Origin of the sequence: Nocardia neocaledoniensis, assembly GCF_029868625.1 — a bacterium.
GTDB classification, from domain to species: Bacteria; Actinomycetota; Actinomycetes; order Mycobacteriales; family Mycobacteriaceae; genus Nocardia; species Nocardia neocaledoniensis_A.
Genome location: NZ_JARWOJ010000221.1, coordinates 1 through 9,252, shown reverse-complemented (window position 1 = coordinate 9,252; position 9,252 = coordinate 1). Strand labels below are relative to the sequence as shown.

The 9,252-nt window shown below is 70.0% G+C and carries 8 protein-coding genes; 2 read left to right on the top strand and 6 right to left on the bottom strand.

All coding sequences use genetic code 11. The features are described from left to right. The 3 genes from lon to QH270_RS16335 form a co-directional block, all read right to left on the bottom strand. Positions 1 to 2,545, bottom strand: a 2,545-nt coding sequence (lon, locus tag QH270_RS16345) for an endopeptidase La (RefSeq protein WP_280342912.1), incomplete at its 3' end; no start/stop codon positions are given. A gap of 107 nt (positions 2,546 to 2,652) precedes the next feature. Then, a complete protein-coding gene (locus QH270_RS16340; RefSeq protein WP_280342909.1) occupies positions 2,653 to 3,579 on the bottom strand; it encodes an NAD-dependent epimerase/dehydratase family protein in 927 nt (308 codons plus the stop codon). Continuing rightward, on the bottom strand, positions 3,576 to 4,247 hold the full coding sequence (locus QH270_RS16335; RefSeq protein ID WP_280342907.1) for a TetR/AcrR family transcriptional regulator: 672 nt from the start codon (positions 4,245 to 4,247) through the stop codon (positions 3,576 to 3,578). The genes QH270_RS16340 and QH270_RS16335 overlap by 4 nt, the downstream gene beginning before the upstream one ends. Before the next feature lie 79 nt (positions 4,248 to 4,326). On the opposite strand from QH270_RS16335, the gene QH270_RS16330 reads away from it, so the two are divergent. Continuing rightward, complete coding sequence (locus QH270_RS16330) at positions 4,327 to 5,766, top strand: MFS transporter (RefSeq protein ID WP_280342904.1); 1,440 nt, start codon at positions 4,327 to 4,329, stop codon at positions 5,764 to 5,766. A gap of 95 nt (positions 5,767 to 5,861) precedes the next feature. Here QH270_RS16330 and QH270_RS16325 read toward each other — a convergent pair whose 3' ends face one another. Genes QH270_RS16325 through QH270_RS16315 form a run of 3 tightly spaced genes read right to left on the bottom strand, consistent with a single transcriptional unit; the run spans position 5,862 to position 7,896 of the window. Continuing rightward, positions 5,862 to 6,911 (bottom strand): DUF3068 domain-containing protein, encoded by a 1,050-nt coding sequence (locus QH270_RS16325; RefSeq protein WP_280342902.1) that lies wholly within the window; start codon positions 6,909 to 6,911, stop codon positions 5,862 to 5,864. Positions 6,912 to 6,916: 5 nt separating this feature from the next. After that, complete coding sequence (locus QH270_RS16320) at positions 6,917 to 7,087, bottom strand: DUF2613 family protein (protein ID WP_110037884.1); 171 nt, start codon at positions 7,085 to 7,087, stop codon at positions 6,917 to 6,919. A 29-nt stretch (positions 7,088 to 7,116) separates the two neighbouring features. Next, positions 7,117 to 7,896, bottom strand: a complete 780-nt coding sequence (locus QH270_RS16315; RefSeq protein WP_280342898.1) for an Rv1157c family protein — start codon at positions 7,894 to 7,896, stop codon at positions 7,117 to 7,119. A gap of 84 nt (positions 7,897 to 7,980) precedes the next feature. Between QH270_RS16315 and QH270_RS16310 the strand changes: the two genes are divergently transcribed. Then, entirely contained in the window at positions 7,981 to 8,592 is a 612-nt protein-coding gene (locus QH270_RS16310; RefSeq protein ID WP_280342896.1) for a TetR/AcrR family transcriptional regulator, read from the top strand. Positions 8,593 to 9,252: the final 660 nt, after the last annotated feature.

Below are 9,252 nucleotides of genomic sequence, written 5' to 3'. Positions count from 1 at the left end.
TCTCAGTGTCGCGTTGCAGCGTGCCCGCAACTTCGACCAGGCCCGCGCCACCTCGCTGACGCTGCAGCGCGCGATGCTCGGCCCGATCGAACTGCCGCCCCGGTTCTCGTCCCACCCCGGCGCTCCGGGCTATGCCCCCGTCGGCCGCCGGTTCGGCGATCGGTTCGATGGCGTAGGCCAGGATGTCGGCCACGTCGGCGACCGGTCGCACGTCCAGCGCGGCCAGCACCTCGGCGGGCACCTCGTCGAGGTCAGCCTCGTTGCGGGCCGGGATGAACACCGTCTTCAGTCCGGCACGCTGGGCGGCGAGCAGCTTCTGCTTCACGCCACCGATCGGCAGGACCCGGCCGTTCAGTGTGACCTCACCGGTCATGCCGACATCGCCACGCACCTGACGACCCAGGGCCAGCGACACCAACGCGGTCACCATGGTGACACCCGCCGACGGGCCGTCCTTGGGCACCGCGCCCGCCGGGAAGTGGATGTGGATATTGCGGTCGAGGACCTTCGGCTCGATGCCGATCTCCTCGAGGTGCGAGCGTACGTAGGTCAGCGCGATCTGCGCGGATTCCTTCATGACGTCGCCCAGCTGACCGGTCAGGGTCAGCGCCCGCTCGCCCTCGGCGGCGTTGGCCTCGATGTAGAGCACATCGCCGCCCGCGCCGGTGACCGCCAGACCCGTGGCCACACCGGGGACCGCGGTGCGTTCCACCGAGTCCGGGGTGAAGCGGGGACGGCCGAGGTAGTCGGTCAGGTTGTCGACGTCGACCACGAGGCTCGCGAGCTGACCCGCGGGCTGCGGGCCCGACTCGATGTCGATGACGTTGTCGTAGCCGAGTTCCGGCTCGTAGCCGAGCGTGCCCGGCTCGTCGGATTCACCGGTGACCAACCGGGTCGCCGCCTTCCGCAGGGCCTTCGCGACCAGTCGCTCCATCTGGCGCACGCCCGCCTCGCGGGTGTAGTTGGCCGCGATCTCGCGCAGGGCGGCGTCGGTGATGGACACCTCCTCGGCGGTCAGCGCGTTGCGTTCCAGCTGCCGGGGCACCAGGAAGTCGCGGGCGATGGCCACCTTGTCGGCCTCGGTGTAGCCGTCGACGGTGATGAGCTCCATCCGGTCCAGCAGCGGGCCGGGGATGGTGTCCATGACGTTGGCGGTCGCGATGAACAGCACGTTCGACAGGTCGAGGTCCAGATCCAGGTAGTGGTCGCGGAAGGTGTGGTTCTGCGCGGGGTCGAGGACCTCGAGCAGCGCCGCCGCCGGATCGCCACGGAAATCGGAACCGACCTTGTCGATCTCGTCCAGCAGCACGACGGGATTCATCGATCCCGCCTCCTTGACCGCGCGCACGATCCGGCCCGGCAGCGCGCCCACGTAGGTGCGGCGGTGGCCACGGATCTCGGCCTCGTCGCGCACGCCGCCGAGCGCGACACGAACGAACTTACGTCCCAACGCCTTCGCGACCGACTCACCCAGCGAGGTCTTGCCGACGCCGGGCGGGCCGACGAGCACCATCACCGCGCCGGAGCCGCGGCCGCCGACGACCTCGAGTCCGCGGGCGGCACGCCTGGCGCGCACGGCCAGGTACTCGACCATGCGGTCCTTGACCTCGTCCAGCCCGTGGTGATCGGCGTCGAGGACGGCGCGGGCGGCCGAGACATCGCTGCTGTCCTCGGTAGTCACCGTCCACGGCAGGTCGAGGACGGTGTCGAGCCAGGTGCGGATCCAGCCCGATTCCGGGCTCTGATCGCTGGCTCGCTCCAGCCTGCCGACCTCGCGCAGCGCCTCGGCGCGCACGTGCTCGGGCAGGTCGGCGTTCTCCACGCGGGTGCGGTAGTCGTCGGCGCCGTCGGGCTCGTCCTCGCCGAGTTCCTTGCGGATGGCGTTGAGCTGCTGGCGCAGCAGGAACTCGCGCTGGCTCTTCTCCATGCCCTCGCGGACGTCCTCGGAGATCTTGTCGGTGACCTCGACCTCGGCGATGTGGTCCTTGATCCACTCGATCTGCTTGGTCAGCCTGGCCGCGACGTCCGGGGTCTCGAGCAGTTCACGCTTCTGGTCGTTGGTCAGGTACGGCGCGTAGCCCGCGGTGTCGGCGATCGCTTCCGGCTTGTCCAGCTGGTTGACGATGTCGATGATCTGCCAGGCCTCGCGCCGCTGCAGCACGGCGACGACCAGCTTCTTGTATTCGGCGGCCAGTTCGGTGGTGCGCTCGTCGGGCGCGGCGTCCTCGACGGGTTCGGCCTCGACCCACAGCGCGGCACCGGGCCCGGTGACTCCGTGCCCGATCCGGGCCCTGCGTTCGGCCTTCAGGACGGCGGCGGGCGCACCGCCGCGCATCCGTCCGACCTGCTCGATCGTGGCCACGACGCCGTAGGAGGCGTAGCCCTCGTCGAGGCGGGGGGCGACCAGCACAGCGCCGGTCTTCCCGGCCTGCGCGGCGTCGATGGCGGCCTGCGCGGATTCGTCCAGTTCGATGGGCACGACCATGCCCGGCAGCACGATCGGATCGGTCAGGAACAGCACCGGCAGGTTCTGAGCTGTAGTCATAACGACCCTTCCAAAGTTGAGCTTTGCTGACTCAACCCAGGGCCCCCGCTGTTTGTTCCTGACGCGTGTCTCCGTTCACTGACGGCGAACGATCGGAGGAACCACCGCTACCGGTCGATGATTCCCGCCGCCGTCAGATCGCGACGCAACGTCCCGATTTCGAGCACTTCGTGGATCCAGGTCGGCCCGGTGATCCGGTGCCGTTCCAGCTCACCGACCGTGGCGGCGGCGACCGCGGCCGTGGCCATCGACTGACCACGACCGGTGGCCGACCGGGTCCGCCCGTCGGCCGAGCGGGCGAGCACGACCCAGCGATCGCTGCCTGGCATGTGCCGTGGCGCCAGCGCACGGAGCGCGGGCACCCAGGTGAGCGCGGCCAGTCCGGCGGTGGCGAGCCGGGAGTCCAGTCGCAGGTAGGTGCGGACGGGAACGGCGAATTCGCGGCTGAGCCGGTGCTGGTCGGCGAAGTCGGCGCGCAGCGCGGGAAACGATGGGTACCCGGCCTCTTCGGGAATCGCGAAGCGCGCGGGTTCGGTGAAGTTGCGGACCGTGCCGCCGTCCGGGTCGGCGAAGCGCCGACCCAGCAGCCGATAGGTCCAGGCGGTGGCCGCGGGCCCGTGCTGTTCGCCGGAGCCGAGCCCGATCACGATGTCGACCGGGCCGGGGCCGGTGGCGAGCAGGTCGGCGGCGAGCAGGGTGGTCAGGCCGGGCGCCAATCCGACGCCGAGCACCACCGGGCCGTCGACGCGTTCCAGGGCCAGCACGTAATCGGTGGTCGCCGAGATCTCGATGAAGACGATGCCGCGTTCGGCGCAGACCTCGGCGAGCCGAACATCCTCGGTACCAGCGCAATTCACCACGATCGATACGCCCGTGAGCGCTTCCGCGATGTGGTCCGGCGCCGTGAGGTCGACCACACGGTCCGCGCGCGCCGGGTCGCGGCCCGCCACGATCACCGGAATCCCTTGCGTGCGCAGCGTTCTCACCAGGTGAGCGCCTACGGCACCGTACCCACCCAGGACCAGCACGCTCACCGTGCTCGCTCCCGAGCCGGCGCGTCACCGGCATCGGCCCCGCCGGGCGGTAGCAATTGCAGGCTGAGCGCGTCGGTGGCCCAGGATGCCCAATCCTCCTCGGACCAACCGCGTTCGTGCACGAGCAACCGGTAGGTCTCGGGAGCCAGGACGGCCAGCGCGATGTCGGCGGCGCGGTCAGCGCCGATGTCGCCGCGCAGCGTCGTCTTGGCGGCGAGCGCCTCGGCGAGGCGGAGCTGGACCAGGTGACGCTGGGCGACATTGGTTTCCCAGAGCTCGGCGAGTTCGGGGTCGGTCGCGGCGGCCGATCGGATGACCTCGAGCAGCGTGCCGACGCGGGCGTAAATCGTTGCCGCCGCGGCGACCTGGCGGCGGATCTGCTCGGCGGGCGGTGCGGCCACCGCCGCCGCGAACCAGGGGCGGTCCATCGTGGCGACGGGTTCGGTGTCGCCGGCGATCTCGACGTCGAGGAGTTCGGACAGGATGGCGCGCTTGGTCGCGAAGGTGAAATACAGCGTCTGCACCGCCATGCCCGCCTGTTCGGCGATGGCCTTCATCGTGGTCGAGGTGTAGCCGCGGGTGACGAACAGTTCCCGGGCCGCCGCCAGCATCTTGGCGCGATTGGCCGTCGTCTTGGCCGCCCTGGCGCCGGTGTTCTTGCCTGTCATGTCTCACATCCTACTTGACTAGAGTCACGCTCTAGTGGAATATCGCTGTAGTGATGCTCTAGCGAAAGGATCGACCATGATGAGCAGAGGCACACCCCGAGCGCGAGACCAGCTGATCCTGCTGTTGATCACCGCGGTCGAACTGGTGGTCTTCCTGGACACGACCGTGCTGAATGTGGCGTTGCCCAGCATCGGCACCGACCTCGGGCTCGACGAAGCGGGACTGGGCTGGGTGACCAACGCGTACCTGCTCGCCTTCGGCGGATTCATGCTGCTGGGCGGACGCGCCGCCGACCTGCTCGGGCCGCGCCGGGTGTTCGCGGGTGGGCTCACGGTGTTCACGGTGGCGTCCGGGCTGGCCGGAATCGCCTCGACCCCGGCGATGCTCATCAGCGCCCGGGCCCTACAGGGCCTCGGCGCGGCCGTGGTGATTCCCGCACAGCTGGCACTGCTCACCACCACGTTCACCGAACCGGCCGGCCGCAACCGCGCTTTCGGGATGTGGAGCGCGATGGGCGCGGCGGGCGCGGCCATCGGCACCGCGGTCGGCGGGCCGCTCACCGATCTGTTCGGCTGGCCGTCGATCTTCCTGATCAACCTGCCTGTCGGCGTCGTGGCCCTGGCGCTGATCCGGGTGCTCCCGCCGGACCCCGCACTGTCCACCCGGGCGGTGCGCCGGCTCGACGTGCCGGGCGCGATCACCGGCACGGCAGCGCTGTTGCTCATCGGTTACGCGATCGGCGCGCTCGGCGACGAGTCGATGCGCGCCACGGCGGCGGGTTTAGCGATGGCCGGCCTGGCGTTGCTCGCGGCGTTCGTGTCCATCGAGGCGCGCAGCGCACACCCGCTGATGCCGTTGCGGCTCTTCGCCGTTCGCCAGGTGAGCGGGTCGGCCGTGGTCAACGCGCTGGTCGGCGCCGCGCATGTACCCACCTTCGCCCTGCTGGCGCTGTACTTGCAGAACACCCAGGGCTTCAGCCCCACCGCGTCCGGCCTGGCCGTGCTGCCGGTGGCCGTGGTGAACATCGTGGTCTCCCGAACGCTGATCCCCTACGCGCTGGATCGACTCGGCGCCTGGCGCGTACTGGCCGCCGGTCTCGGGCTCCAGGCCATGGCCATGGCCTGGTTCGCCCGCCTGCCCGAGCACGCCGACTTCCTGATCGACGTGCTGCCCGGCGCGGTCCTGCTCGGTGTCGGCCTGCCCGCCGCGTTCGTCGGCGTCACCGTGCCCGCGGTCACCTCGGTCGACCCGGCGGACGCCGGAATCGCGGCGGGCGTCGTCAACACCGCGCAGCGCGTCGGGTCCGGGATCGGCGTGACAGCCCTGCTCCTGCTCGCCGACCTCGTGGCACGACGATCCACCGCGGCCGACGCCTACCGAACCGGACTCGGCCTCGCCTTCGCGGCCGCCGCCGCCCTGGCCGCGATCGGCGCCGCGCTCACCATGGCACTCCTGCGCACCGGCCCCACTCCCACCCGCGAGCCGAAGTCCGAAACCCCAGCCGCGGTGAATGATTGATGGAGCACCCGAGGTAGCTTCGGAGCGTCGGCGGTGAAACGAGTCAGGCCTCCCCGGAACGAGTCCGGGGAGGCCTGGTCGTGCAGGGGGAAGACCTACAGGTTCGAGGGGCGAATCCGCTGGGTCGGCGGGTCGATGGTGCGACCGCCGCTGCTCATCACGCCGAGGACCACGCCCGCGATCAGCAGGATCGCGGCCAGGATGCCCAGGATGATGGGCAGGGTCTTGCCGAAGAGGTCGAGCTTGTCGAGGCTCTCCTGGGTGACTGCCATCTGGGCGTCGATGGTCTCCTGATCGAAGACCAGGTGCGCCTTGAGCGCGGAGACGTCGACCTGCTCCGCGCTGCGGCCGTAGTACAGGTGCAGCTGCTCGCCACCCTTGATGACCGCGCCGGTCCGCGGCTCCACCCACAGCTCGCGGACGTTGGTGTAGAAGCGGTACATGGTCACCTCGCCGTCACCCTCGAGGCCCCACTTGGCCGCGGGCAGGGTCAGCTTGCTGGTCGCGGTGGGCGCGACGTCGTTGAGGTTGGTGACCGGGATGCTCTGCTTGAAGTAGTAGACCGGCATCCCGTCGATCTGGGTCTCCTCGACGAAGTCGATCGGGTGGGTGGCGCGGGCGTTCAGGTCGAAGTACGGGTACGACTTCTTCTCGGTACCGATCGGGAACCGGTACTGCAGGCCCTGACGGCTCGTCGCGTCGGCCACCGAGGCGCCGGACTTGTCGACGTTGATCGCGATGGAGCCGTTGGGCGAGGTCGCCACGGGCTCACCGGTGAACCGGTCGATGGTCACCCGGTCGACTTTGGCGTCGAGCACGCCCGCGTCGCCGTCGCGGTCGTCGCGGCGCAGGGTCTGGCCGGCCTGGACGGTCATCTGGTCGGCGTCGGACGGCTCCTCGACCGTGAGGAAGCGCTGCGAGGAGACCGCGACCTTGTCGACCTTGGCCGCGCCCTCGGGCGAGACCAGCGACTTCGAGTCGAGCACCATGCTCTCCTCGCCGGGCACGCTCTTGGCGACGGTGGTGATGCGCAGGTCGAGCGGGGTCTTGGCGACCTTGTCGACGGTGTAGGTGGGGATCATGACAGCGGCGGCGAGCAGCAGCGCGCCGAGTCCGACGAGGATGCAGGCGATGGTCCTGCGCATGTTGCTCATCGGCTGCCGTACGTGACGTTGCCGAGCACCGAGGAACCCGGATCAGCCGTGGTCTCGGGGTCCGGGATCGAATTCTGTTGCGCGCCAGCGGTGATGCCGAGAACGGCAATCACCCCGATGATCGCGCCGGCCAGCCCACTGATCAGGCCGGGAACGGCAAACTTCATAACTCGAAACTCCAATGCGTGGCGTCGGATCAACCGACGGAGAAGAACCCGACGGTCGGGGCGAACGAGCAGGTGCGGACGTCACCGTCGGCGGTCGTGGTGGTGAGCCCACCGGTGATCACCGCGGCGACCCGGCCGGTGCCGGTGTCGGCGATGGCCGAGAGGGTGGCCGGGCCGTCGGGGTTGATCGCGGCCTCGGTGGTGAGCGCCTGGGTGCCCGAGCGCCGGTTGTCCAGGTTGACCCACTGAACGGTCATCGGCGGGTTCTGCTCGGCGGTCGGGGTTTTGGTGCCGAGCGCGGTGAACACGAAGCCGGTCTGGCCCGCGGCCGGACCGGGTGGCGGCAGCTCGGCCGGGCCGGGCACGGCCAGCGCGGTGCCGACGGAATCGGAGGTCGGGCCGATGCAGCCCTTGCCGATGGTCGGGTAGAGGAACTGCGCGATGCGCGGTCCGTCCGAGGGCGGGAGCTCCGGGCCGCCGCCACCGCTGCCGTCGAGGAAGGTGATGACCTTCTCCAGCGTCGCCTTGACCTGCGCGGGGATGCCGGGAGTGGCGAGCAGGACGCGCGCCTGGGCCAGGATTCCGGCCTGCGCGCCGTCGGCGATGGGGCCGGGGGCGGAGATGGCGCTTACGATCGACGGTGCCAGCGCGGCCAGCGTCTCGGAGGGAACGTTCTCCGCGATCGCCGGAACGCTCGGCTGAGCCGCTGGTCGCGGGGCAGCCATGGTCGATGCCGGTGCGGCGAGTGAGGCACTCACCGCTAGTACGAGAGCGGACAAAGCGGTCCGCGAGCCTCGGGTGCGCAGCACTGGTCAGCCGTCCTTCTTTGTGGGGATTGGGTGGAGCAGTCCGGAACGGTAAGTGTGATCCGGGGTTTCAGATACATTGGAAAGGTGACTACAGCGGACAGACGGTATGGGGGTCGTACAGTCGTCGCGCGTAAAGCCGAACGGCGCCAGCGGTTCCTGGAAGCAGCGACGCGGATCTTCGCCGAACGCGGGTACGCCACGTGCTCGCTCGCCGAGGTGTGCGCGGCGGCGGGACTGTCCAAGCGGCAGTTCTACGAGGAGTTCGAGACCCGCGAGGACGTGCTCATCGCGGCCTACGACCGCATCCAGGACGACGCCGCCTCGGCCGTCGGGGCCGCGGTCATCGAACACTCCGACCCCGAGGACGCGTTCCGGGCCGGCCTGGCCGCGTACCTGGAATCGCTCGGCTCCGACCCGTGGCGCGCGCAGGTCGCGCTGATCGAGGTCGTCGGCGTGAGCGACCGGATGGAGGACCATCGCCGCTCGCGCAGGCACGCCTGGTCGGCGCTGATCTCGACCGCGCTCGGCTCGAAGGGCGTGCGGTTGCGCGGGGACGCCGAACTCACGACGGGACTCATCACCGGCGCGGTCAACGGCGTGGCGCACGAATGGTTGCTGCGCGAATCGCGACCGCCGGTCGGCGAGCTGGTCGACCTGCTGGCCGCCGCCGCGCTCGCGCTCGTCGATCGGGACTGATCTCCGGACCATCGATGGGCGGGTGGCAACTTCACGCACTTGCCGCTTGCTCAACCCACTCCCTCTTCCGGACATTGTGAGACCGGACGGCTTCACAGTGGGGGAGAGTCTGGCATAGTAGTGACCCAGATCGCAACGGCAGAAACCGTGCGATCGCCGTCACCAGGGGTGATGGATTGGTCAAGGGTCCAAACTGCTCGTTCTCGTAGTGAACCACCATCGGCCGCGCACGGGGGGTGGTTCGCTCTTTCGGGGCCACGCCCCACGCTGGGCAATTCACCGGCAATCCCGTCGTTCAACCCTTGGTGAGGACACCGGCGATGGCCGATTCAAGCTCGATTGACCGCGGGTCCGTCTCCGTAGAAGCGGGCGTGGCAACAACCCGGTTCGCATCGAATTTCGAGCATCGCGGGTACAGGTCTCGGAGTCGGGCGGGCGGCAGGGCCCTTGACGAGACGCGATGCGATGCGAGGCATCGCGATGCGAGGCATCACGTTGGCCCGTTACGACATGAACAAAGGGGGGGGGGGGGGGGGGGGGGGGGGCGGGCGGCCGGGCGCGGCGCGCCCCGCGGGGCGGCCGGGGGGGGGGGCGCGGGGGAGGGGGAGGGGGGGGAGGGAGAAAAACGCACCAGCGGCGCGGGGGGGGAGCGGCGGCCGC

Excerpts from the sequence above, each read along its gene's own strand:
- QH270_RS16320 (WP_110037884.1), bottom strand. The coding sequence starts at position 7,087 with ATGAAGTTTGCCGTTCCCGGCCTGATCAGTGGGCTGGCCGGCGCGATC.
- QH270_RS16330 (WP_280342904.1), top strand. The coding sequence starts at position 4,327 with ATGAGCAGAGGCACACCCCGAGCGCGAGACCAGCTGATCCTGCTGTTG.
- QH270_RS16325 (WP_280342902.1), bottom strand. The coding sequence starts at position 6,911 with ATGCGCAGGACCATCGCCTGCATCCTCGTCGGACTCGGCGCGCTGCTG.
- QH270_RS16335 (WP_280342907.1), bottom strand. The coding sequence starts at position 4,247 with ATGACAGGCAAGAACACCGGCGCCAGGGCGGCCAAGACGACGGCCAAT.